A 26,385-nucleotide genomic window follows, 5' to 3' on the forward strand; every position below is an offset into this window, starting at 1 on the left:
AGGGGAGAGAAGATATATGTCAGAATATATTTTAGAGTTAAAGGGTATCACTAAAGAATTTCCAGGGATAAAGGCACTCGATGATGTCCATTTTCAATTAAAATCTGGAGAGATTCATGCCCTGATGGGTGAAAATGGTGCCGGAAAATCTACTTTTATTAAAATTATTACTGGTGTACACCAACCTGAACAGGGTGAAATCTATCTGAAGGGTAAAAAAGTTAGCATAAATAACCCGAACGATTCCAAGAAGTTAGGGATTGCAGCCATTTATCAGCATGCAACCAGTTATGCTGATTTAAGTGTGACAGAAAATATTTTTATTGGACATGAAAAAATAAAACAGAGAAGTAAAAGGTTATTATGGGATGAGATGCATGCTGAAGCGGAGAAATATTTGAATCAGTTAGGTGCAGATTTTAGTCCTAAAACAGAGATGAAAGCACTTAGTGTAGCCCAACAGCAGATGGTGGAGATTGCCAAGGCTTTATCTACTGGTGCCAGGATAATTATTATGGATGAACCAACTGCTTCTTTAACTAAAAGTGAAAGCGAGGAGTTATACCAGATTACCGAAAAATTGAAAGATGATGGTACTTCCATTATCTTTATATCCCATAGATTTGAGGATACATATAGACTGGCTGATAGGGTTACAGTACTCAGGGATTCCCGTTATATAGGAACCTGGAATGTGGCTGAGATCAGTAATGAACAATTAATTCAGGCCATGGTAGGCCGTGAAATTAAACAGCTGTTCCCGGATAAAAAGGCTGATCTTGGACAGGAGGTATTAAAGATAGAAGGGCTGGGGAGGATGGGCTACTTTTCAGACATTTCTTTTACCTTACACCAGGGAGAGATCCTTGGGTTAACAGGATTGGTTGGTGCAGGCAGGTCTGAGCTGTGTCAGGCAATCTTTGGAATTACACCTTATGAGCAGGGGAAAATTTATTTCCAGGGAGAAGAGATTAAGATTAAACACCCTCTAGATGCTATGGAACTGGGGATAGGTTACCTGCCAGAAGATCGTCAGGAACAGGGATTAATACTGGAATGGGGTTTAGAAAAAAATATTTCCCTCTCTGCTCTAGATAAGGTATCTCATCAGGGGTGGATAGATAACAGTAAAGAGGTAGATATGGCTCAATTGTTGGCAGAAAAGCTTAATGTTAAGGCAAAGACTATTTATGACCTGGCGAATTCACTATCTGGTGGTAATCAGCAAAAGGTTGTAGTTGCTAAACTCCTGACTGCTGATTTAAAGGTGATTATTCTTGATGAGCCGACTAAAGGTGTTGATGTAGGGGCGAAATCGGCAATTTTTGAAATCATGAGTGACCTTGCTGAACAGGGCTATGGGATTATAATGGTTTCCTCAGAGATGCCTGAGGTTCTCGGTATGAGTGATAGAATTATTGTTATGCGGGAAGGGAGGATTACTGGCAGCTTTTCCAGGGAAGAGGCCGACCAGGAAACGATCCTTAAAGCGGCTATGAAAAAGAAGGTTTCCCTTAAGGCTAAAAATAAGTAATATATTAATTTTAAGGTGGGATTTTAAATGCTTGAAGGAAAATCTAAGGGTTTATTTAATAGTGAGAATATACAAAAGATTCGCGAACTGGGTTTAATAACTTTTATTATTATCATTGGATTTTTTGTACAGTTAAGGAATCCTAGTTTTTTAAGCCTGGAAAACATAAATGACTTAATCAAAAATACTGCTATTCTTTCCATTCTGGCAGCAGGAATGATGTTGGTAATAATTACAAGGGGTATTGATCTTTCTATTGGTGCAACACTGGCTTTATCTGGTATGTTAACAGCTATGACTGTTAAGATTTACCCTGGATTACATCCTATTTTGGCAATTTTCTTGGGTATGTTAATAGGTCTTATTTGTGGGGTAATAATAGGGTTTTTTGTTGCCAGGACCTCGATTTTACCTATTATTGCGACCCTGGGTATGATGAATGTTTTTAGAGGAATAACCTTTTTGGTCAGTGGGGGTAGCTGGGTAAGTGCCTACCAAATGTCTGATGGATTTAAAAATATTGCAACAGGCTCAGTATTTGGTATTAATAACTTGATATTTGTTGCAATAATTATCTATATTCTCTTTTACTACTTTGTTAATTATACACGAACAGGTAGACAGGTTTATGCTGTTGGTAGTAATCCGAATTCAGCTAGAATAAGTGGGATTAACGTTAGTAAAATATTATGCTTAGTTTATATGATTATGGGTGCGCTGGCAGGTCTTTCTGGTGTTTTATGGGTATCCAAGTTTGCTTCAGCCCAGAGTAATACAGCAATGGGCTATGAAATGACTGTTATTGCATCCTGTGTTGTTGGTGGGGTAAGTATTGCCGGTGGAAGGGGCAAGGTCTCTGGTCTCCTTTCAGGTGTTCTTCTAATGGGGCTTTTAGATAATGCTCTACCATTAATTAATGTGTCACCTTTCTGGCAGGATGCAATTCAGGGAGCAATCATTCTTTTAGCAGTAGTTGTGAGTGCTTTAGTTAAAAGGAGTGTTGATAGGAAGAATCTTATGAGGAGGGTAATATAGTATGGAAAATTTAACATCATCAGTAGAAAAAAACATATCAATAGAAAGAGAATTTAGGACAAAAGATTTTTTCCTACAGTGGGAGTGGTTGCTCTTATTAATTTTTTTTCTGATACATATTATTAATTCACAACTATCTCCCTATTACTTAAATACCTATACCCTATTAGATGCGACAATGACTTTTCTGGATAAGGCCTTTATTGCCCTACCAATGGCTTTGGTAATTATTTTTGGTGATATTGATATATCAGTTGCCTCAACAGTTGCTTTATCATCAGTGATAATGGCTGTTGCTTACAATGCAGGTTTACCAATGGTATTAGCAATTTTACTTTGTCTATTTATTGGATTGCTCTGTGGTTTAATTAATGGTTTATTAATAGTTAAGTTTAAAGAATTATCAGCAGTTATTGTAACCCTTTCTACTATGACCTTATACCGCGGAATAGCCTATATTATCCTGGAAGACCAGGCTGCTGGGGAATTTCCAGATTGGTTTAATTTTCCTGGCTGGGGTTATATAAAAGGAATTCCATTTATTTTGATCTTATTTGCTTTATTTGCGGTAATATTTTTATTACTTTTACATAAAACAACATTTGGACGTAAGGTTTATGCTATAGGAAATAATGAAGTGGCCAGCAAATATTCTGGTGTCAAAGTAGATAAGATTAAGGTGGCAGTCTTTACACTGGCAGGTCTGATGGCAGGAGTAACTGCCTTATTTCTGACTTCCAAAATGGGTAGTACCAGGCCTAATATAGCCTCTGGCTATGAATTAGATGTAATTGCTATGGTAGTCCTTGGGGGTGTAAGTACATCAGGTGGTAAGGGTAAAATAATTGGTGTTCTCTTAGCTATTTTTATAATTGGTTTTCTGCGCTATGGCTTAGGACTTGTTAATGTGCCAGATCAGGTAATTTTAATTATAGTTGGTCTATTATTAATAGTATCTGTCATGCTTTCTAATTTGAATAAAAAGTGATTTAAAGTGTGTGTTCAAAAAGGTATAAATAGGGGATATATAATCCCCGTCGTTATACTGATACTTTTCGAACAGACTCTTAAAGGGTTGGCTGTAATAAATTTTGTATGAAACAGTACTAGCTGTTTTATATATTTAAATAAAAAAGAGGGGGAGTAAGATGAAGAAATTATTTATTTGTTTAGTGTTGGTGATGGCAGTTATACTGGCATCTGGTCTTGCAAGTGCTGAGGGTAGATATGCTGTAATTTTCAAGAGTGCTGGTAATCCCTTTGGGGAGAAACTCATGGATGGTTTTGAAAAGGCTGTTAAGGAATTTGGTGGAGAAGCTATTTTAAAAGCCCCTGCTGAACCAACGGCTGAAGCGCAGATCCAGATGATTGAACAATTGATAGCCCAACATGTAGATGCTATAGCTATCAGTGCTAATGACTATGATGCACTAGAACCAGCCCTTAAAAAGGCTATGAGGAGAGGTATTAAAGTAGTCTCTCTTGATTCTGCTGTTAACCCTGATAGCAGGGATGTGCATATTAATCAGGCAAACCCAGAACTAATTGGTCGTGTGGAAGTTCAGGCCATCTATGAAATGATAGGTGAAGAAGGTCAGATAGCAGTATTAAGTGCCACTTCTCAGGCCAGCAATCAGAATCTATGGATTGAATGGATGAAAAAGGAACTTAAAAAGCCTAAATATAGTAATGTTGAACTTGTAAAAGTTGCTTATGGTGATGATTTAAGAGACAAGAGTGTTTCTGAAACAGAAGCCTTATTGAAGACATATCCCGAGCTAAAAGGTATAATTGCTCCTACAACAGTTGGTATTGCTGCAGCCGGTAAAGTTTTGACAGATAAAGGGCTCAAAGGTGAAGTTTATTTAACCGGACTTGGTCTACCTAGTGAAATGGCTGAATATATAAAAAATGGTGTTTGCCCATGGATGTATCTTTGGAATCCTATTGATTTAGGATATTTAGGTGCTTATGCTGCCCATGCCCTGGTAACAGGAGATATCAATGGGGAAGTTGGAGATACATTTAATGCTGGTTTCCTTGGGGAAAAAGAAGTAATTCAAGCTGGTGAAGGTACAGAAATTATGCTTGGTGCTCCTTTTAAGTTTGATGTTGTTAATATTGATAAATGGAAGGAAGTTTATTAATGAGTCAAGTTTCCATTGGATAAAATCGAATATATAGGCTTATAAATGCTAGTCTTATTTGTTATTTGGTTTTGTTTGGTGATAGTAAGAAAAACAAATATTCTTATTATCACCTAATGTTTATTTTTAGAATAAAAAATAAAAACAAAACCTTGAAAACATTATAAAAACAGTATATAATAAAGATATAACAACATAAATATAAAAATAAACAAAGAATAAATAATAATAAGCCTACATATTAAACAGCAAAACAACAAAAACGCATTTAACTATTTTTGAAAAGGGTTTCAGGTTTAGTGTTCTGAAAGGGGTTTCATAATGGCTACAATCTATGATATAGCAAAAAAAGCCGGGGTTTCTATTACAACTGTTTCAAGGGTGATAAATAATCATCCCTATGTTAAAGATTCAACCCGTAAAAAAGTTAAGAAATTACTAAAGGAAGCCAGTTATGTACCAAACAGTAATGCCAGCAGTCTGGTACGTAAGACAACGAATACTATTGCTGTAATATTACCTGATATAACTAATAATTTCTTTGCTACTTTATTTCATGGTGCAGAAGAAAAGGCCAATGAAAATGGTTTTGCAGTTATTTTTGGTAATACTAATGAGGATATTGTAAGGGAAGAGGAGTATATCAGGATGTTTATGGAGAGAAGGGTGGATGGATTAATGCTTGACCCGATATCACAGGAGAGCCATATTCTTAAACCCATTTTTAAGAATGAAATACCACTTGTTATCCTGGACAGGGAAATCAAAGGAATAACTACTAGTTATGTAGGTTCCAATAATAAAGAGAGTGCCTCTGCTCTGGTGGAATACCTTATTGGGTTAGGTCATAGGAGAATTGGGTTAATTACTGGTTTACAGGGAATATCTGTTTACCGCAAGAGGACTGAAGGTTACCTGACTGCTTTAGCAGATACCGGGATAAATATAAACAGTGATTATATAAAAGTAGGTAAAAAACCTATTAAGGAAGTTGGGTATTTACTGGCCCAGGAAATAGTTAAAGTCAGCCCCCGGCCTACAGCACTGTTTGCTGCTAATAATTTCCTGGCGATTGGGGCAGTTAAAGGGTTAAAGGAGCTGGGGATTAAAGTGCCTGAGGATATAGCTATCGTTTGTTTTGATGATTTTGACAACGGTTCAGTCTTAAATCCATTTTTTACTTCCATGAATCAACCAGCCTATGAAATAGGATTAATAGCTATGGAACTGCTTATTAAGCAGATAAAAAAGGAAATTAATGATCCAGAGAGGATTATTCTGGCATCTAGCCTGTGTGTTCGCCATTCAACGTAAATAAAAGGGGGGATATTTATGGTGTAGCAGATAATATTTTTAATTTGCAAATTATTCAGAAATAGAAGAGAAAGGAATTGAGGTGATAGTAAATGGGTGATATTTTAGTAAAAATGAAGGATATTGATAAATCTTTTCCAGGTGTTAAAGCCTTAGATAATTGTCAATTTGAACTGCTCGCTGGTGAGGTTCATGCCCTGGTTGGAGAAAATGGTGCTGGGAAATCAACTTTAATGAAGGTGTTAACCGGTGTTCATAATAAGGATAAGGGTAAAATATTCTATAAAGGAAAAGAAGTGGAGATTAATACCCCTGGTACTGCACAGGAACTGGGGATTAGTATTATTTATCAGGAATTTAATTTAATGCCCCATCTGACTGTAGCTGAAAATGTTTTTATAGGTAGGGAACCGCGTAAAGGTAGTTTTATTTTAGATAAAAAAGAGATAAATAAAAGAACCAGTGAACTACTGGAAATGCTAAACATTGAATTAGATCCTGAAACAAAGGTAATGGATTTAACTGTTGCCAAACAGCAGATGGTGGAAATTATCAAGGCCCTTTCTTATAATTCTGAAGTATTAATTATGGATGAACCAACAGCAGCCCTGACTGATTCTGAAATAGAGGAATTATTTGTGATTATAAAAAAACTGAGAGATGATGGTGTAGGTATAGTATATATTTCCCACCGATTTGAAGAACTTAAAGAAATAAGTGATCGTATAACAGTTATGCGAGACGGTTGCTATATAGATACAGTTAATACACCCGAGATAGAGATAGATAAGATAATAAAGATGATGGTTGGTAGAGAAATCTATGAATCATCATCCAAAAAAATATACGATAAAAATCAGGATATAGTACTGGAAGTGAAAAATCTAAACCGTGCTGGTGTTCTTAAGGATATTAATTTTTCCTTAAAAAAGGGTGAAATACTTGGGTTTGCTGGTTTAATGGGTGCAGGGCGAACTGAAGTTGCCAGAGCCATTTTTGGGGCAGATCCCTTTGATTCAGGGGAAATATATGTTAAGGGAAAGAAAGTCAATATTACAAGTCCTGTTGATGCAGTGAATTATGGGATAGGTTATCTATCTGAGGACCGTAAGCGTTATGGACTGGCTCTTGGTCTTGACCTGGCAACAAATATAGTCTTGACAAATTATAAAAATTATTTAGGCAAATTAGGCTGGGTTAAGGGCAATAAGATAAAGGAAAGTGGCTATAGATTAATTAACAAGCTTAAGATAAAGACCCCTGGTATTAAGCAGAAAGCTAAAAACCTATCAGGAGGTAATCAGCAAAAGGTAGTAATTGCTAAATGGCTGGATTGTGATAGTGATATCTTAATCTTTGATGAACCAACAAGGGGTATTGATGTAGGGGCAAAAAGTGAGATATATAAGCTTTTAAATGACCTGGTTGAAGGGGGTAAATCTATTATTATGATTTCTTCCGAACTGCCGGAGATATTGAGGATGAGTCACCGAATTGTTGTTATGTGTGAAGGGAAGATTACGGGCAAACTGGATGCAGAGAAGGCTTCTCAGGAAAGCATTATGAGATATGCCACCAGGCGAAGTTAATTATATTTAAAATCTATTAAATTGGAGGAAATTACCTATGAATACTGAACTGATTACCGGGAATCAAAAAAACTTATTTATAAAATCAGAATCAAAGCAGAAACTGCTGGCTTTTGCTAGCCTGATAGTTATGTTTATTATTTTTTCACTGGCATCTTCAAATTTTGCAACTTTTTCTAATGTAGTAGGGATACTTGTTTCAACAGCAGTTACCGGAGTGCTGGCTACTGGGGTTACTTTTATAATTATTACCGGTGGAATTGATTTGTCAGTTGGGACGGTAATGACTTTTGGTTCGGTTATGACTGGTGTTTTCATTACATTCTGGGGACTGCCTATTTACATGGGAATACTGGGTGGTCTTGCTGCCGGGGCCCTGGCTGGTCTGGTTAGTGGGACCTTAGTAGCCAAACTTAAGATACCACCCTTTATTGCTACCCTGGGTATGATGATGGTAGCTGAGGGACTTAATCTTGTTATTTCAGGGACTAAACCGATTTATTTTATACAGAGACCTGCTTTTCGTAAGATTGCTATGGGTACTGTTTTGGGTATACCTCTTTCTGTATATATTTTTCTAGGTGCTGCATTTATTGCCAGTCTGATACTAGATCGTACTGTATTTGGTAGATATACCTATGCCCTGGGAAGTAATGAAGAGGCGGCCCGCCTATCAGGGATTAATGTTGACAGATGGAAGATGGCCATTTATACCCTGGGTGGTTTTTTCAGTGGCTTAGCAGGGGTTTTAATGGCTTCTCGTTTGAATTCTGCTCAACCAGCCCTGGGCTCAGGTTATGAATTAGAAGCTATTGCTGCAGTAGTAATTGGTGGGACTTCTTTAAGTGGTGGTCAGGGTACAATACTGGGGACGATCATAGGTGCTTTTATTATGAGTGTTTTAACAAATGGTCTACGTATCCTCTCTATCCCCCAGGAGTGGCAGACAGTCATTATTGGGGCTATTGTAATACTAGCTGTTTATTCAGATATCCTTCGCCGACGTAAAGGCTAATTTATATTTATTATACCCTGAACAGGGTTTAATTAAAAAATAAAAATAGGAGGAAAAAAGTATGAGAAAGTTGACTGTGTTTCTTGTTTTAATGGTATTGTTGGTGATAAGTTGTCTTACTATGGCTGCTGATGAGATTTATATTCCGGTTATATCAAAGGGATTCCAGCATCAGTTCTGGCAGGCAGTGAGGACTGGTGCTGAACAGGCGGCAGAAGATTATGGTGTTAGGATTACTTATGAAGGACCTGCAAGTGAAACAGAAGTAGCCAAACAGATTGATATGCTGCAGACTGTCCTTGATAAGGCTCCAGATGCTCTGGTTTTTGCTGCTTTAGATAGCAAGGCTGCCATACCATTACTGGAACAGGCAGATGATGCTGGCATTCCAATAATTGCTTTTGATTCTGGTGTTGATAGTGATATTCCCCTGGCAACTGCTGCAACTGATAATTATGCCGCTGCTGGTAAAGCAGCTGATAGAATGGCAGAGCTTATTGGTTATCAAGGAAAGATTGCTTTAATTGTTCAAGATCAGACAAGTCATACCGGTGTGCAAAGACGTGATGGTTTTATAGACCGGATTGAAGAAAAATATTCAGAGATTGAAATAGTAGATGTTCAGTATGGTGGTGGTGATCACCTAAAATCCACTGATCTGGCTAAAGCTATAATGCAGGCCCATCCAGACCTTGATGGATTTTTTGGTGCTAATGAAGGGTCTGCTGTGGGTGTTATTAATGCTGCAACAGAACTTAATAAAGCTGGCGATATTATAATAATCGGGTTTGATTCTGGCAACCTCCAATTGAATGCCATCCGTTCTGGTTTAATGGCAGGTGCTGTTACACAGAATCCTGTAGGGATAGGATATAGGGCTGTTGAGGCTGCTGTTAAGGCCATAAGGGGTGAAGAATTACCAGAGGTTATTGATACAGGGTTTTACTGGTATGATAAAAATAGTATTGATTCCAGTGTAGTTAAACCATTATTATATGAATAGTCTCTAATCCCAGAACTCAAATAAAAGATAGAGGGGTTGTGCAACTAATAAGGGCATAACTCCTCTTAAATAAACATTATACTAGCTTTACTTTGTCTTATGATTGATTATCAATTATATTTCATAATTAGTTTATGTAAGACGCTTATGTAATTATAAGAGATTATTTATAAGAGAAGGTGGTAGATATGCTTAAAGGTATTCCGGCAATAATTTCACCAGAGTTAATAAAGGTGCTCATGGAGATGGGCCATGGTGATGAGATTGTACTGGCAGATGCTAACTTTCCAGCTGCCAGTAAGGCTCGGCGTTTGGTAAGGTGTGATGGGCATAATGTACCTGACTTATTAGAAGCGATATTAAAATATTTTCCTCTGGATACATATGTAAAAAAACCTGTTGTCTTAATGGAAGTAGTAGCAGGTGATTCGCTTGAACCAGTTATCTGGAAAAAATATCACGATATTATTAAAAAATATAATAATGGATCGTCAGCTATTGAATATCTAGAGAGATTTGAGTTTTATAATAGAGCCAGCAGGGCTTATGCTATTGTAACAAGTAGTGAAATGGCCTTATATGCCAATATTATTTTAAAAAAGGGTGTTGTCAGTGAGTAAGGTAATAAATAACAGGAGGTAATAATTAATGAGTAATCTCAAAGGAAAGAGAAGGTTAATTGGCGCAATGCCTAAAATAGGGATTAGACCAACAATTGACGGCAGGGAAAGAGGGGTCAGGGAATCACTGGAAGAACAGACAATGAATTTAGCTAAAAGTGCTGCCAGGTTTTTGGAAGAAAACCTGTGTCATGCTAATGGTTTGCCTGTAGAATGTGTAATTGCTGATACAACAATTGGTGGTGTTGCTGAAGCAGCCATGGCTGAAGAAAAGTTCCAGAAAGAGGGTGTAGGCGTTTCCCTGACTGTTACACCCTGCTGGTGTTATGGAACAGAGACAATCGATACAGATCCTTTAAGGCCTAAAGCCATCTGGGGTTTTAATGGGACAGAACGACCTGGGGCAGTATATCTGGCAGCAGCCCTGGCAGCCCATAATCAGAAAGGCCTGCCTGCCTTTGGTATCTATGGGAAAGATGTTCAGGATGCCGGTGATACCAGTATACCTGAAGATGTTCAGGAAAAACTCCTGAAGTTTGCTAAGGCAGCTTTAGCTACCGCAACAATTAAAGGGAAATCTTATCTATCTATGGGTAATGTTGCCATGGGGATAGCAGGCTCTATTGCAGATGAAGAGGTCTTCCAGAATTACCTGGGTATGAGGAATGAATATGTAGATATGAGTGAGTTTATACGTAGAATAGAAGAAGGGATTTATGTTCAGGAAGAGTTTGAAAGAGCTTTAAAGTGGGTTAAGGAAAATTGCCAGGAAGGGCAAGATAATAATCCACAAGAAGAGCAGCAGAGTAGGAAAGAAAAGGACCAACAGTGGAAGTTTGTAATAAAGATGGCTATGATTGCCCGGGATTTGATGATTGGTAATCCAAAATTAGCGGAATTGGGATATGGTGAGGAATCACATGGACACAACGCTATTGCAGCTGGTTTTCAGGGACAGCGTCAGTGGACAGACCATTTCCCTAATGGGGACTTTATGGAGGCTATCCTAAACTCCTCATTTGACTGGAACGGTATCAGGGAACCATTTATCCTGGCTACAGAAAATGATAGCCTTAATGCCATTCCAATGCTCTTTGGACATCTATTGACAAATACCGCCCAGATTTTTGCTGATGTCAGGACATACTGGAGTCCAGCAGCAGTTGAGAGAGTGACAGGCAAAAAACTAAGTGGGATGGCTGAAAATGGAATAATTCATCTGATCAATTCTGGTTCAGCAACACTTGATGGTACTGGACAGCAGAGCAAGGATGAGAAAGCGGTAATGAAACCATTCTGGGAAATTACTGATAATGAGGTTGATAAATGTCTACAGGCTACTAGCTGGTGTCCTGCCAGTTTAGGGTATTTCCGCGGAGGGGGTTTTTCTTCTCAGTTTTTAACAAAAGGTGGAATGCCGGTAACAATGAGCAGAATGAATAGTGTTAAGGGGTTAGGGCCAGTTTTACAGATAGCAGAAGGCTATACAGTAGATATACCAGCAGACATTCATGATATTCTAAACCAGCGGACAGACCCTACCTGGCCTACAACCTGGTTTGTCCCTAAACTGACTGGTAAAAATGCCTTTAAAGATGTTTATTCTGTGATGAATAACTGGGGGGCTAATCATGGGGCGATTAGCTATGGTCATATCGGTGACCTCTTAATTACCCTGGCTTCAATATTAAGGATTCCTGTAAATATGCATAATATTGAAGAAGAGAGGATTTTCCGGCCAGATGCCTGGAATCTCTTTGGAACCAAAGAACAGGAAGGTGCAGATTATCGGGCCTGTCAGAATTTTGGTCCCTTATATAAATAAATATAAGTTTTACTCCGGCCTGTCATTAGTTATAATGGCAGGCTTATATATAATAATTGTTCACTGCACCATTATCTAATCCATTTTAAATTCTACTACACTTTCTCTGGTAGTCTTTAAGTAATCAGAGATTGAACTAAAATTATTTTTAGCATAGGCAACAAATAAAATATCAACTGCTGTTAACTGGGCAATACGGGAGGTTATAGCCCCTAGACGTAAATTTTTTTCACTGCCAGCAACCTGTAAGGCTATATCTGAAATCTTTTTTAATGAATTCTCCCCATATTTAGTAATAGAGATACATGTTGCCTCTGATTTCTTAGCTGTTTTAAGGGCTTTATAAATTTCCGTAGTTTCTCCACTGTAAGAGATAGCCACAGCTAAATCACCCTTTTCTATATTTGCCGCAGAAGCTAGTTGAGCATGAGTATCTGCATAATAGATAACTGTCTTTTTGACTCGCATAAGTTTATACTGTAGGTCTCTGGCTACAAGTCCTGAAGCACCAATACCAAAAATACATATTCTTTCAGCTTGCTCAATTGCTTTAACTGCCTTTTTGATTGCTTTAATATCAAGTAAATATATCGTGTCTTTAATTACTTTGATATTATCATGTGATAATTTCTTCATAATGACCTCAACACTATCACCAACAGAAATATCATCATAAACTTTTATTTCCTGTTGATTAGTAGGGTCTCTTAAATCTTTTATTAAAGCAATCTTAAAATCTTGATAACCAGAGAAATTTATTTTTTTACAAAATCTAACAACAGATGCGGGACTGGTTGCTGCTTCTGTGGCCAGTTCTTGAACAGATAGATCAGCAATTTTAGTCTGATTTTCTAATATATATTCTGCGACTTTTTTTTCGGCTCTGGTTAAGTCAGTTAAAATAGCCTTGATTTTTAAAATTACCTTCATTAATAATCACCTTTTATATAGAATTTGAATTTATCTCCTGCTTGTATATTTTCAATAAGCAGGGCTGCTTCTCCTGCATCTGCTACTAGATTAACCCTACTGTCAGCTGGAAATTTCTTTTTTAAGATCTGTAATTCCCCCTGATAGCGCTGATACTGATAATTATCAATAGTAACAGCATATTTGAATCTTTCGTCTGACAAACGAACAGGAATCTTTTTTCCTTGGCTATAAGTTCTGGCTTCCTGAGATCTAATTATATTATCTGCTGGATCTTCTCGATTAGTATGTTCAATTTTCAACAATTCCCGTTCAGTACTACTGATATCAGAGTAAATCTGTATGGGAAGAATAGTTTTTCCTTTTTTCAGATAGGTTAATTTTTTTAACTCTTGCTCAGAAGCCCTGCTGTCGCCAATATATACTTTATCAATTCCTAATTTAAATAAATGCTGACAGCTAACTAGAGGAGTCAGATCGCGGTGAACCTCCAGGCTTGGTAGACCTGCTTTAAGCGGTGATCTTTTTTTATAATTAGCAGGTATAAAGGCCCCAATTTTAAAACCATATTCTTTAAGCATCTTATTTTTCTCTCGCATAAAAACTTCCGAAAGACCAGTTTCTGGTCTAGGATAGTAGTTGTGAGAAACCTCTATATTATTTAAATTACCATGATAAGATTCAATTTCCTGTAAATCTTTTTTTCTTAAGGTACTGGCATTTAAATTAATTTTAAAATTTTCTTCTTTACTGAGAGCTGCAATTTCCCGGTTATTAAAACCAAAATCAAGCCGTAAGGCATCAATTTTAAAATCCTTTATCTCTAATTTTTTATAATATTTTCGGGAAATATCAGCTGTTATTTCGAAATTGAATTTTTTAGCTTCTTCGAGCAAAATTGCTGCTTCTTTGGTAAAAGTTTCTTTAACTTCTGGAATATGAAGGGAAAAGAAAAGCTTATTTATTCCTAACTCGGCAGCTTTAGTTAGATATTCCAGATTATCTTCCAGACTTAGATCAAGTCCGGCATAAATAGAAATTCCAAGCATTTTGGGTCAACTCCTTATTATTATCTTATTTAAACCTTGAAATTCTACATGTAGAGTAAAAAGGATAGAAAGGATCAGAGTCACTCTATTTAATAGAGTGACCCTGCTAATTTGGGAAAATACTCATTTATTGTTAGTTTTTTTAATTACTTAAATAAGTCAGCATAATTATTGTAATTCAGCAACATCCTGTTCTTTAATAAATAAGTGAGTTACTATAAACCCACCAAGATAGGCAATCACCAGTCCCATAAAATAACTTAACATTGAGCCAGGCTGCATCAGTGGGATAGCAGAAATGCCGGATGGTCCCCAGGCCCCTGCCATTACATTTTGTAACATCACGAAAGCACCGCCAAAGCCTGCACCTAGACCAGCAGTAATAAATGGTTTGCCGAGGGGTAGAGTAACACCATAGATTAATGGTTCTCCAATTCCTAAAACACCAGCTGGTAAAGCACCAGATATTATCTGTTTCAATTTTATATTACCTGTCTTTTTTGCTTTTAAGTAAATTGCAATTGCAGCACCAACCTGCCCTGCCCCAGCCATAGCCAGAACCGGGAATAATGAAACTCCCCCCATATTTTCCAGTTGTAGGGCATAAATCGGAATTAACCCATGGTGTAAACCCAGTAAAACCATTGGTAAAAACACAGCTGACAGTATATAACCTGAGATTACACTAATAATTGGGTTTTCAGAAGCAACAAGTAAGGTTAAAGCAGCAACCAGCCAGTCAGATAGTATACCGGAAAGCGGCATAATAATAAAAATCATTGCCAAAGCCATAATTAGCATAGTAACAACTGGAGTGACTATCAAATCAAGTACATTCGGTACAACTTTTCTGATTCTTTTTTCTATAATAGCAAGTATATAGACTCCAATAATAACTCCTATTATACCACCTTTACCGGAGCGTAAAATTGAATTTAGGGGTGAGGCAGCATCAAACATACCTACTGACTGAGATATTTCGTTAATCTGAGCCATAATTGTCAGAGCACCAATCATACCCCCAAGCCCTTCTGTTGCCCCAAATTGTTTAGCAGCATTAATACCGGTAAAAATAGTAAAATAACCAAGGAATGCTCCACCTAAAAGAGATAAGATAAGTTGAGTAAGATTCCAAAACTGAGACCCGGGTAGTGTGCCTGTATTTTGCAGGTTACTTATCAGACCAGCGAAACCATTGAAAATACCTGCAGCAATGATAGCTGGTATAAGTGGAATAAATATTTTTCCAATAATTTTTAAGGATTTTTTTAGTTTGTTCTGCTTTTGTCTTTCCTTTATTCTTTCTTTATTCTTCTGCCAGTTTTCCCCTACTTCAAGGTCTGATGAAATTCGATATTCGCTTTTTAAGATATCAAAACATTTTTTGGCGGTTCCAGGTCCGACAACAATCTGGAGAGTTTCATCTTCTACAACTCCCATAACTCCTTCAATTGATTTTAATTTTTCAATATTTACTTCAGAATAATCTTTAATGTCAACCCGCAGCCGGGTCATGCAATTTGAAGCAGCAAGAATATTTTCTTTTCCACCAAGTTTCTCTACTATCTCAGCAAGCAATTTTTGATTAGTCATCTTTTTTCCTCCTTAATTGTTTTTATCGCTTTGGCCAGATGTCCCTCATAGTTAGCTAATTGACATTTGGCATTTTTTAAATCCAGTCCCGTCTCAATCATCATTATTGCTAATTTAACATTAAAATCAGTTTTTTTAAGATATTCTTCTGCTGTCTGATAACTCACCTCACTTACAGATGTAATTATGTTTTTAGCTCTTTCAGCCAACTTTTGATTTTTTACCTGTAAATCTACCATATAGTTTTTATATACCTTACCCAATTTAATCATGGTTGCTGTACTGAGTATATTTAAAACCATTTTCTGAGCTGTTCCGGCTTTCATTCTGGTTGAACCAGTGACAACTTCAGGCCCTACTACTGGAGTAATAGATATTTTGGCAATTTTGGCAATTTTGGAATCAGGATTGCAACTTAAGGCAACAGTTCTGGCCTGTAAAGAATTCGCGTATTCTAGCCCACTTATCACATAAGGGGTTTTACCACTAGCGGCAATGCCGACCAGAATGTCATTACTCGAAAAAGAGATTTCTTTTAATTGCTTAATTGCTTCTTCTTTACTATCTTCTGCATTTTCTATAGAGTTTCTAATAGCTTTTTCCCCTCCGGCAATTAAACCTTGAACAAGATGATTGCTAACTCCGTAAGTAGGTGGGCATTCTGAAGCATCAAGAACTCCTAGTCTGCCGCTAGTACCTGCCCCAAGATATATTAAGCGACCACCTTTTTTTAAAGCTAAACTAATACTGTCAACTGCTTTTGCAATGTTTGTTAATTCTTTTTCTATAGCCTGTGCTACCAGTTTATCTTCTTGATTTATAATTTTGACAATTTCTATTGTCTCAATTTGATCAAGATTTTGAGAACGTGGATTTATGGATTCTGTGACTAAAGTATTCAAATTCTTCATTTTTGACCTCCATTCAAAATATTCTTTCATTTCTTAAGAGCATTTTATCATTATTGAAAATATATTTCAAGTATATTTTTATATGATGAAAATATATTTCAATACCGAGAAATATATTCCTGTATGTGAATGAATTTATTATCTGTTTAATATTTTAAATTGATAGTTTCTTTAGAGTTTATTAAAGTTTTGACCAGATTCTAATATTGTAAGAGGTTTCCAGGAATTTTCACAAAATTAAATCAGTACTAGTAAAATATTTATTATTATAAGACTCTTTTATAATAAAGTTTCATGGCATAATTAAGTATACAAGAGCTTTTATTATTGGTATGATGGTAGAATTATTTGTTGATGATCGGTTAAATCAAGCATGACAGGTATTTTAATTTTTGAGGGGGAAAATAATTTGAAACCTATCTGTTATTTGTCTGTTGGTCTGGATAACCTTGGTGATAAGGCCTGTCTGGAAGCATTTTTGAAAAAATTATCATCTTTATATCAGGGTAGTTCTGTTAAACCTGATATCTATCAGGTTTTATGGTATCAATTTGACAAATTAAATATCCAGGAATTTTCTCTGGTAGTTTTAGGAGGGGGTTCTCTTCTGGCAACTAGTTATTATTTAAAGTGTTTATATCAAGCCCAGCAAGCAGGGGTGTCTACAGTAATCTGGGGTAGTGGTATTGATCATAGTGACCCTCAATTTACTGATGATTTACTTGCTGGCAGGGCAGAGGGAGTACCTGATATCGAGGAATTTTTTACTAGGAAAGTAAAATACCTACTCAGGTCTACAGTTAGTCAGGCAGGTTTAGTGGGGGTAAGGGGTCCTTATACTCTGAAAATACTGCAGCTCCTTGATTGTCAGCTGGATAAAGTTTTTATTGCTGGGGATTCAGGTATCTTACTTGAACCAGATTTATCTCGGGATAATAATTTACATCTTAGCGAGAAAATGATAATGGTCAACTGGGGAACATCATATAATAAGGTTTATGGTGAGAATGAAGAAAAATTAGCTGGAGAACTGGCAGGGAGCCTGGATCACTTACAGGAAGAGGGGTATCAGATTATTATCTATCCAGTCTGGGAACAAGATATTCCAGCAATATTTAGGCTTGTTGATGAAATGATTAATCAGGATAATTTAATTGTTATTAATAGGGTTTTACCCAGTAGCCAGCTTTTATGGTATATATCCCAGGCTAGCCTATCAATTAACTTTAAACTACACCCCTGTATATTTTCTGCAGCAGTAGGGGTACCTTTTATTTCATTGGCCTACCGTTTTAAATGTTTTGATTTTGCAGAGTCAGTTAAATGTCAGGAACTATGTATAAGGACTGATGTCTGTGATATTAAGAAGGAGATATTAGATAGAGTTAAATATATCAGGGACAATAAAAATACTTATTATAACAAGTTTTTGCAGTATAAATCAGCTTTTAACAAGAAGTATGACTTTCTAATAGAATATATAGATGAGACAATAAAAAAGTAGGTTTTTTTCCATCAATGTTGGAGACAGCAAGTATTAGTGTTGTTTTGCGGGTCAGGGAGGAGTGGTAACAATTGTTAGCACATAATGTATTAGTCTATCATATAGTATATTAATTCATATATATTATATTATAGCAAGAGAAAGGAGAGAAAGCTATGCCTAACTTTAAGGTGAGAAACTTTTCAGTTGACAGGCTTAAAACCCAGATATTTGGTACGAGTACAGAGAATCCCATTGCTACAGATAGTGATGGTTTGCTAAGGATACGAAGTATTTCAGATGCTATTTCTGTTGATATGACTGGCACAGTAGATATTCGTGACCTCACTGCCAGTAGTGACAGTATTGAAATATATGGTTTTGATGGCACCAATATTCAGAGGATCCAGACAGATACAGAGGGGAATATTAGAACACATCTAACAGCACGGGATTTTTCAGAGTTAACAGAAACCGGGCTTGTTTCTACTGATGCTTTTACCTTTAGTGAACCTAGAGACAATTCTGAATTTACCACCTATTCGTTTGCGGTTTATAATTCTGGTGCTACTAATAGTATTGATGCCAGATTAGAGGTTAGTGCTGATACCGACCAGTGGTATGCCGATACGGCCGCAAGGAGTATATCAGCTGCCAGTGTAGATGTCTTCTTCCCGGCCAGTTTTCTTAAATATACCAGAGTAGCCTACAGGAGTACAGATGCAGGTAATGCTTCGTCACTGGATATCTTTTTTCAGGCTCAATTATAAGGTAATTATAGGGGGCCCTTTTCGGGCCTTTTTATTCTAGAATGTTTTGGATGGAGAGATTAAATGAAATGAAAAGACCAACAATAAGTCTTTGTATGATTGTTAAAGATGAGGAAGAAAATCTTAAAAGGTGTTTGGATAGTGTCAAGGGTTTAGTTAAGGAAATAATTCTGGTGGACACAGGTTCAACAGATAATACATTACAGATAGCTCAAGCTTACGGGGCAAAAATTATTAATTATAAGTGGGTAGATGATTTCAGTAAGGCAAGAAATAAATCATTGGCGGCGGCAGGGGGAGACTGGATATTATATCTTGATGCTGATGAGGAGTTACCTGAAGTAAGCCGTCAAATGTTAAAAAAAATAATTAACGCCCCTGATATTGAGGGTTACTTCTTTCAAGTTCTTAATTATACAGGTAAAAAGAGGGACTATTCGCAACTGGTACATCAGAGTTGCCGTTTGTTTAGAAATAGATTGGATTATCAATTTCAGGGAAAAATACATGAACAGATCCTACCTTCAATCTATCAATATTCTTCCCAGACCCAGGTTTTGAAGACGGATTTAAAGATAATTCATTATGGATATATGTCTGCTAATAGTAAGCGGAAAGAAAAACTGGAGAGGAATATTCGCATACTTAATAAAGAATTAGAAAGGTTTAGAAGTAATTCTTTTTTAGAATACCACCTTGGACTCTCTTATTATGAATTAGCAGATAAGAAAAAGGCCCTGGCCTGGTTTAAAAAGGCCTACAGTCATCTGGAAAGGGGTTATTCCTTTAGTCCAACTTTAATCAGGAATATTGGTCTTTGCTTATTTGACCTACAGGAATATAGTGAAGTGATAGGATTTATTGATTATGAGTTAGATAATTACCCTGACTATACAGACCTTTATTATTTAAAGGGATTGGCGTTATTAAAAAACATTAATTACTCTCAGGCGATAAAAGAATTTGAACAATGTCTTTTAATTGGGGAAGTCTGTGGTAAATATACAACAACTGTTGGGGTAGGTAGTTTTTTAGGGCATTATAATCTGGCTAATGCCTATAAAGGGCGTTATGAGCGGGAAAAAGCAATAAAACATTACAGGGAATCATTAAGTGTAGAACCTGATTTTTTAGACCCCCTTTACCCACTGACAAAACTATTAAAGGAGAAATATCAAAACCCAGCAGAACTTATTTCATATCTGGAAACAGAATTTGATCTGTCCAGCTGGCAGGGTTTTATTATTCTGGCTGATTTATGTGCTTCTATCAGGGAAGATGCTCTAGCAGCAAATTATTTAGCAAGGGTAGCAGTAAATACTAAACTTCCTTTAGAGGCAAGGCTGTTATATGCTAAATCACAACTTGCTTTAGGCAGATATAATCAGGTCTACAGGGATTTTACATGCTTAATAGCAGAAGGTATTGAGTCGGAAACTTTTATTATTGAGTATTTTATAGCTTGCTGGTTAAAGAATTCTGCTGAGGGTATTGATAAGCTGACAGAAATTATTCAGGGGCTGTCTGATCAAGGGTTAAAATATATTTTATCCAGTATGAATAATATCTGTTGTGACAATCAGCAGAATATGGGATTAAAGAATAAGTTAAAAAAAGGGATTCAGAAATTAATTAATAAATATAGACAAAATGATGCTGAACAAAAACATACTATCAATGATTATCAGCATAAACTCATTTATGTTCTGGAAAAAATCCTTCGCTACAATGCCTATGAATTATTTGATACCTTGACTGGTAAATTAATTACTGATTTAGGGATAGATGAGTGGGAAAAGGATTTTATTATTGGGGAGATATATTATAAGTATGGTTATTATAATGAGGCCAGCAGGGAATTTTTAAAGAGTCTGGATCATGGTGGTGAAGATGACCGACTTTATTATTATCTTGGCTGCATCTGCGAAAAGAGGGAACTACTGGCTGATGCTGAGAATCTCTACTGTTATGCCTTAAATAATAATGAAAGACTGCTAAAATATCACCTGGCTGTAGTAAGGGTAGCACTCAAAAGGGCCCAGAAGATAAGTAGCTGGGTTTTAAAAGAAAAACCAGAGGCAGCTTATTTTCTCAAAGAAGAAAAAACACTAAAATACCTTTTGGGAAAACTGGGTTAGGGGTGGTTTAATGTCTGATAAATTATTGAGTGTCTGTTTGATTACAAAAGATGAGGCCCAGAATCTGGCTACTTGTTTAAAAAGTATCAAGAACCTGGCCGATGAAATCATAGTTGTTGATACAGGTTCTACTGATAATACAGTTGAAATAGCCCGCAAATTTGGGGCCAGGGTATATGTTTTTCCCTGGAATAATAATTTTTCAGCAGCAAGGAATTTTGCCCTTAAACAGGCAGAGGGATGCTGGGTTTTTATTATTGATGCTGATGAAGAGCTTAAAACAATTGCTAAAAAGGAATGGATGTCACTACTTAATGATCAGGGGAAAGAGGCTTATTTTGTACAGATATCTAATTATGAAGACAGGCAGAACAGTGTATCTCAACCGGCCTTAAGGCTTTTCAGGAATAAAAAGGATTATTATTATCAAGGCAGGATACATGAACAGATTTTGCCCCAAATTTTGAAAAAAAACCCCTTTTCAAAAATAGGATATACTGATCTTTTAATAAACCACTACGGTTATACCAGTCAAATGGTTGAACAGAAAAAGAAAATAGAGAGAAATATAGGCATTTTACAGCTTGAGTTAAAACACAATCCTAAAAATCCTTTTATGCGTTTTAACCTGGGAAATGAATATTACCGTCAGGGTGAATATAAACTGGCAATCTGGCAGTACAGGGCTGTTCTTGAGTCTATTGATAAGCAATTTAGTTATTACCCTTATTTAATCTTTAAATTAGCTATAGCTTACTTAGCAGGGGGATATCATCTGGAATGCAGGAGAATATTACAGGATGGTTTAAAGGAATTCCCTGATTATACTGATCTTTATTATTTATTAGGTGAAACCTATTTAAATACTGGGGATTTTGCAAAGGCTGTAGGGGTTTTCGAGAAATGTTTGGAACTGGGTGCTCCTCCTTCCCAGTATGTTTCAATAAATGGTGTAGGTACTGATAAAGCTGCCTATTACCTGGGAAAGTGTTATGAATACAACTTTAATATTGATAAAGCAATTGATTATTACCACTTAGCATTCACCCAAAACCCTACTAATAGCAATATTTTGCAGGATTTATTAGATTTATATGTTAAGTACCACAGTGAAAAGGAAATGGAAAATTTCATTAGCACAAATAGTGCTTCTCTTAGGGGTAAGGCCCTGAATTTATTACTGAAAGAGATAGTGGATTATTATCCTGGTCTTGTTATTAAAATATATGAAGAGGGGTTTTGCAGTTCAGTTGTAGAAAAAAACTATATTATTACCCAGGCCTACTGGAATAAGGGTGAATTGGATAAATTAGATGGTATTTTTAATAGTTTTTCTCCTGATGATTATCAAATAAAGGAGTTAAGCATCTTATTATATCAATATTACTGGTACAGGGGTAACAGGGAAGGGATAGTGACTTTGATTGAAACACAGGGAGAACAGGCCTACTTTAATATTAAAGAAATAGATTATCTTTTTACTGGCCGGAAAAGTCTGGGGACTGTCAAGGACTCTACTTTGTTGGAAACCCTCTATCTTTTATTAAAAAATTACCTGACAATAGCTTATCAACCTGGAATTGATAAAATACTTGATATATACCAGGGTATAATATTATCTGATAGTATGAAGATGAAGCTGGGAAAACTTCTTTTTAGAAAGGGCTGTTGGAGGGAAGCAATAGATCAATTCCTGGGACTTAAAGATCAAAAACTGGATGAAGAATCACTAAGATATCTGGCTGTAATGGTTCTAGAAGGGGATGATATGCAGGCTGCTTTTGATTTTATGCAAAAGGCTTTAACTGATCAAGAAGCCAGTTTGATAAGCTGTTTAACTTACTTGAAGTTGTTATATATCAATATAATGGATTATTGTCAAAAATCGGCCGGGGTTTTCACTGATTATCCGTATTTTACGGAGATTGAAGAAGGGATTCAAAAGGGGGTTGACAGGATTGACACTTTCAATCTGTATGATAGTCAGGGATGAAGAAGATTACCTCCCTGACTGCCTGGATAGTATTGCTGAACTGGCAGATGAGTTAATAGTTGTTGATACAGGTTCTACTGATCAGACCTTAAACATTGCTGAGAGCTATGGAGCCAGGATATTTCAGATAGATTGGGAACATAATTTTGCTGTTGCCAGAAATTATTCCCTTGCCAGAGCCAGTGGTGATTGGATATTTGTTCTTGATGCCGATGAACGACTTCCTTTGAAATTCCACAGTCGGGTCAGGGGGCTGCTGAAGAAGGCTTTAGAAAATAATATAGCGGGTTGGCTGGTCCAGATTAAAAACTACTATGGTAGTGTAAAATCTGGTGATTATGTACTTGATTCAGCCTGCCGTATTTTCCGGAACCAGGTTGAATATCGTTACAGCTCCCCCTTACATGAGGAGATGTCCCAGGTCATTCAGGAGAATGATCCCGAAGCAGTAATACTAAAGACTGATATTTACTTAGAACACCTTGGATATTTAGACCAGCTAGTCAGCGGAAAAAGGAAGAGCAGGAGGAATACCCTGATCCTTGAAAAGGCTTTAAAAAAAGCACCGTGTGACCCTTTTTTAATCTATGCCTATGGAACAGAGTTGTTTCAACAGAATAATTATCAGGGGGCTCTACAATATTATAAAAAAATCACTGCCAATCTGGCAGAATTAAGTTTTGGAGCAGATTTATTATATAAAACAGTAACTGCCTTACTGCAGCAGGAAGAATATATAAAAGGCATGAATTTACTAAAGAAAGGTCTTAAACTTTTTCCCGATTTTCAGGCATTGTGGTTTGTTAAAGGTGAATACCACCTTAGATGTAATGAATTCAAGAAGGCCATAGCTGCCTACCATAGCTGTCTACAGCTTAATAACAATAATAATAAATTTTTGGAAATAAATGGTTTGAGCTCCTTCAGGACTTATCATGCCCTGGCAAGGGTTTATGAGATGATGGGAGAAGATAGTAAGGCTATTGATTATTATTTGCAGGCCTTAAGGGAAAATCCAGGGTATCAAGCAGTAATAAATGGGCTTAAAGGATTATTAATCAAAATAAAGAAGAGGGCTATAGATTATTTAGATTTATCAAAGGTGGCTGAAAAATATGACCCTATTTATGACCTTTATAGGGAATGGCTAATGGATGGTGAGTTAAGTGAAAAAATTAAGTAAGGAATTCAAATTATTGAGTATGATGAGGGTTAAAAATGAGGAACAGTGGTTAGAGGAATCTATTATTAGTCAACTTCCACTGGTTGATAAGCTTATTATTCTGGATGATGGTTCTACTGATCAAACCCCTGAAATATGTAAGTCTTTTCCTCGCTTAGTTGAATATCACTATCAGAAAGAGAATAAGCTGGATGAGGTTAGGGATAAGAACCGTTTATTAGCCTGGGCATTAAAACACCAACCTGACTGGATACTGGCACTGGATGGGGATGAGGTCTTAGAAGAACTGGCTGGAGAAACAATTATCAGAGAGATAAGCCTACTGGACCCGCTTGCTCCACAATTTACTGTTTTTTATCTCCACTTTCTTTATATGTGGAATAAAAAAGACTATTATCGGATTGACCCCGGGATCTATAGTAATTTCTGGCAGCCTAGATTGTTTTCCCTGCATAAGCAGAATATAGGGCGCCTTTTATTTAAAAATACTGACCATGGTGGAAACTTTCACTGTGGTAGTATACCAGCTAATCTCAGATGGATTCTTCGTAAATTAGATGTCCGGGTAAAACACTATGGTTATTTTACTGCTGAACAGCGTCGGAGGAAATATGACTGGTATTGTCAGCATGATCCGCAAAAGGCCAAAACTGGTTATTATGAACACCTTATTTCAGAGGAAGGACTTATCTTAGCTAAATGGAAAGAGAGAAAGAGAAGCAGTTCAGCCAGTTTTGTTAAGGATATAGGCTATTACCAGTGCAGTAGGGAAGAGATTTTAAATTTAATCTCTGATAATAGTCAAAAGATATTAGAAATTGGTTGTGGCCATGGATTTTTAGGGAAAAAAATTAAAGAGAGATACCCGGACAGTCAGGTTATGGGGGTTGAGATTGATGAAATAGCTGGTAATGCCGCCAAAGATAGGCTTGACAGGGTGATAATTGCTGACATAGAAAAACTGATAAAACTGCCGGTTGAATATGCTTATTTTGATTGTATTATACTAGGTGATGTCCTGGAACATTTAATAGACCCCTGGCAGGTCTTACTAAAATTGAGGAGGTATTTAAAAATATCAGGGGAGTTAATTATCAGCTTACCCAATGTTAGAAACATAGGGATAATCAATAAGTTATTACAGGGAAAGTGGCGTTATACTAATGCCGGAATACTTGATTCTACCCACCTTAGATTTTTTACCTTTAAGGAGGTTAAAAGGATACTTAGGAAACTTGGTTTCAATATTAAGGCTGTTTATACAGTTGAAGGTGATAGTAGTGATTTAGTAATTCAGGGAAAGGAATCCTGGCAGGTGATAGGTGATAGTTTTGAATGGTCTCAACTTGACCAAAAGACTATTCAGGAACTCCATACAGTCCAGTTTTTAATAAGGGCTGGTAGGGAAGAACCTTTAAGAGAAGCTGGAGAAAAAGGCTTAATATCAGTTATTATACCTGTTCGAAATAATAGAGAAATTACAGAGTTGTGTATTGATAGTCTTTTTAGTTATAACCAGGAACCCCTGGAAGTGATTATTATTGATAATGATTCAGATGAACAGATGAGGAGTTATTTGTCTGGGCTGGAAGAAGAAGGGGTAAAAGTTATTAATAATGAAAAGAATTATGGTTTTCCAGCAGCATGTAATCAGGGACTTAGGATAAGCAGGGGTGAGTATATCCTCATTTTAAATAATGATGTTATTATGGGCGATAATTGCCTGGCTAATATGATGGCACATTTTGAGCGGGAAAGTAAGGCTGGAATAATAGCCCCCTGTTCAAATTATGTGGACGGGAAACAGCAGCTTATTTTGAATTATAATAGTTTAGAGGAATTTTACCAGGTATCTCGTGAATATTACTGGGAATATGAGGGTGAATATATGTTGAGTTATCGGCTGGCTGGGATTTGTCTACTGCTTAAAAGGGGAGTTATAGAAACAATTGGGGGATTTGATGAAAGGTTTTCACCAGGGAATTTTGAAGATGATGATTTTTGCCTGCGTGCTGCAGTAGCTGGGTATAAAAATATCATTGCCCGGGATGTATATGTCCATCATTTTGGGAGTATGACTTTTAAAAAGGAAGGTTTAGATTATCAACAAATAATGAAAGAAAACTGGAATAAGTTTAAAGAAAAGTGGAAAATACCCGGGGAGCTTACTGATAGACGTCAGCTTAATCTAGCTTTGATTGTTAGTAGTAATATGGGAAAAGGGGATTACTATATTCCATTATAAAGGGGTGA

20 protein-coding genes are annotated in these 26,385 nt (G+C 36.5%); 16 read left to right on the forward strand and 4 right to left on the reverse strand.

The features are described 5' to 3' along the window. Positions 1 to 16: 16 nt before the first annotated feature. From GM661_RS01455 to GM661_RS01500, 10 genes are all read left to right on the forward strand, one after another. Entirely contained in the window at positions 17 to 1,534 is a 1,518-nt protein-coding gene (locus tag GM661_RS01455; RefSeq protein ID WP_230868444.1) for a sugar ABC transporter ATP-binding protein, read from the forward strand. Positions 1,535 to 1,561: 27 nt separating this feature from the next. Beyond that, positions 1,562 to 2,569 (forward strand): ABC transporter permease, encoded by a 1,008-nt coding sequence (locus GM661_RS01460; RefSeq protein ID WP_230868445.1) that lies wholly within the window; start codon positions 1,562 to 1,564, stop codon positions 2,567 to 2,569. Between the two features lies 1 nt (position 2,570). Continuing rightward, complete coding sequence (locus tag GM661_RS01465) at positions 2,571 to 3,557, forward strand: ABC transporter permease (protein WP_230868446.1); 987 nt, start codon at positions 2,571 to 2,573, stop codon at positions 3,555 to 3,557. A 193-nt stretch (positions 3,558 to 3,750) separates the two neighbouring features. Continuing rightward, positions 3,751 to 4,716 carry a rhamnose ABC transporter substrate-binding protein gene (gene rhaS, locus GM661_RS01470; RefSeq protein ID WP_407929633.1) on the forward strand — a complete coding sequence of 322 codons (966 nt, stop codon included), beginning with the start codon at positions 3,751 to 3,753 and terminating at the stop codon, positions 4,714 to 4,716. 321 nt (positions 4,717 to 5,037) lie between these two features. Beyond that, on the forward strand, positions 5,038 to 6,030 hold the full coding sequence (locus tag GM661_RS01475) for a LacI family DNA-binding transcriptional regulator (protein WP_230868448.1): 993 nt from the start codon (positions 5,038 to 5,040) through the stop codon (positions 6,028 to 6,030). Positions 6,031 to 6,122: 92 nt separating this feature from the next. Further along, on the forward strand, positions 6,123 to 7,619 hold the full coding sequence (locus GM661_RS01480; RefSeq protein WP_230868449.1) for a sugar ABC transporter ATP-binding protein: 1,497 nt from the start codon (positions 6,123 to 6,125) through the stop codon (positions 7,617 to 7,619). Positions 7,620 to 7,656: 37 nt separating this feature from the next. Beyond that, positions 7,657 to 8,634, forward strand: coding sequence for an ABC transporter permease (locus GM661_RS01485; protein WP_125987487.1), 978 nt, complete (start codon positions 7,657 to 7,659; stop codon positions 8,632 to 8,634). 61 nt (positions 8,635 to 8,695) lie between these two features. Beyond that, positions 8,696 to 9,637, forward strand: a complete 942-nt coding sequence (locus GM661_RS01490) for an ABC transporter substrate-binding protein (protein WP_125987489.1) — start codon at positions 8,696 to 8,698, stop codon at positions 9,635 to 9,637. A gap of 188 nt (positions 9,638 to 9,825) precedes the next feature. After that, positions 9,826 to 10,257: an L-fucose mutarotase gene (gene fucU, locus GM661_RS01495; RefSeq protein ID WP_230868450.1), complete on the forward strand. Its 432-nt coding sequence runs from the start codon at positions 9,826 to 9,828 to the stop codon at positions 10,255 to 10,257. Positions 10,258 to 10,285: 28 nt separating this feature from the next. Continuing rightward, the gene (locus GM661_RS01500; RefSeq protein WP_230868451.1) at positions 10,286 to 12,082 is read left to right on the forward strand and encodes an L-fucose isomerase; all 1,797 of its coding nucleotides are present in this window, start codon (positions 10,286 to 10,288) and stop codon (positions 12,080 to 12,082) included. Between the two features lie 75 nt (positions 12,083 to 12,157). On the opposite strand, the gene GM661_RS01505 is transcribed toward GM661_RS01500, so the two are convergent. From GM661_RS01505 to murQ, 4 genes are all read right to left on the reverse strand, one after another. Beyond that, entirely contained in the window at positions 12,158 to 13,012 is an 855-nt protein-coding gene (locus GM661_RS01505) for a MurR/RpiR family transcriptional regulator (RefSeq protein ID WP_230868452.1), read from the reverse strand. Next, positions 13,012 to 14,061: a MupG family TIM beta-alpha barrel fold protein gene (locus GM661_RS01510; protein WP_230868453.1), complete on the reverse strand. Its 1,050-nt coding sequence runs from the start codon at positions 14,059 to 14,061 to the stop codon at positions 13,012 to 13,014. Before GM661_RS01510 ends, GM661_RS01505 begins: the two co-directional genes overlap by 1 nt. A gap of 168 nt (positions 14,062 to 14,229) precedes the next feature. Next, on the reverse strand, positions 14,230 to 15,654 hold the full coding sequence (locus GM661_RS01515) for a PTS transporter subunit EIIC (RefSeq protein ID WP_230868454.1): 1,425 nt from the start codon (positions 15,652 to 15,654) through the stop codon (positions 14,230 to 14,232). Beyond that, positions 15,651 to 16,565, reverse strand: coding sequence for an N-acetylmuramic acid 6-phosphate etherase (gene murQ, locus GM661_RS01520; protein ID WP_230868455.1), 915 nt, complete (start codon positions 16,563 to 16,565; stop codon positions 15,651 to 15,653). The genes GM661_RS01515 and murQ overlap by 4 nt, the downstream gene beginning before the upstream one ends. Positions 16,566 to 16,974: 409 nt before the next feature. On the opposite strand from murQ, the gene GM661_RS01525 reads away from it, so the two are divergent. From GM661_RS01525 to GM661_RS01550, 6 genes are all read left to right on the forward strand, one after another. Further along, positions 16,975 to 18,069 carry a polysaccharide pyruvyl transferase family protein gene (locus GM661_RS01525; protein ID WP_230868456.1) on the forward strand — a complete coding sequence of 365 codons (1,095 nt, stop codon included), beginning with the start codon at positions 16,975 to 16,977 and terminating at the stop codon, positions 18,067 to 18,069. A 155-nt stretch (positions 18,070 to 18,224) separates the two neighbouring features. Next, on the forward strand, positions 18,225 to 18,818 hold the full coding sequence (locus GM661_RS01530; RefSeq protein ID WP_125987501.1) for a DUF6385 domain-containing protein: 594 nt from the start codon (positions 18,225 to 18,227) through the stop codon (positions 18,816 to 18,818). A gap of 50 nt (positions 18,819 to 18,868) precedes the next feature. Then, positions 18,869 to 20,956, forward strand: a complete 2,088-nt coding sequence (locus tag GM661_RS01535; protein ID WP_230868457.1) for a tetratricopeptide repeat-containing glycosyltransferase family 2 protein — start codon at positions 18,869 to 18,871, stop codon at positions 20,954 to 20,956. A 10-nt stretch (positions 20,957 to 20,966) separates the two neighbouring features. After that, positions 20,967 to 22,949: a tetratricopeptide repeat-containing glycosyltransferase family 2 protein gene (locus tag GM661_RS01540; RefSeq protein ID WP_230868458.1), complete on the forward strand. Its 1,983-nt coding sequence runs from the start codon at positions 20,967 to 20,969 to the stop codon at positions 22,947 to 22,949. Beyond that, complete coding sequence (locus tag GM661_RS01545; RefSeq protein ID WP_230868459.1) at positions 22,915 to 24,132, forward strand: tetratricopeptide repeat-containing glycosyltransferase family 2 protein; 1,218 nt, start codon at positions 22,915 to 22,917, stop codon at positions 24,130 to 24,132. Before GM661_RS01540 ends, GM661_RS01545 begins: the two co-directional genes overlap by 35 nt. Continuing rightward, positions 24,116 to 26,377, forward strand: coding sequence for a glycosyltransferase (locus GM661_RS01550; RefSeq protein WP_230868460.1), 2,262 nt, complete (start codon positions 24,116 to 24,118; stop codon positions 26,375 to 26,377). The genes GM661_RS01545 and GM661_RS01550 overlap by 17 nt, the downstream gene beginning before the upstream one ends. Positions 26,378 to 26,385 lie beyond the last annotated feature (8 nt).

The organism is Iocasia fonsfrigidae (assembly GCF_017751145.1).
GTDB lineage: Bacteria > Bacillota > Halanaerobiia > Halanaerobiales > DTU029 > Iocasia > Iocasia fonsfrigidae.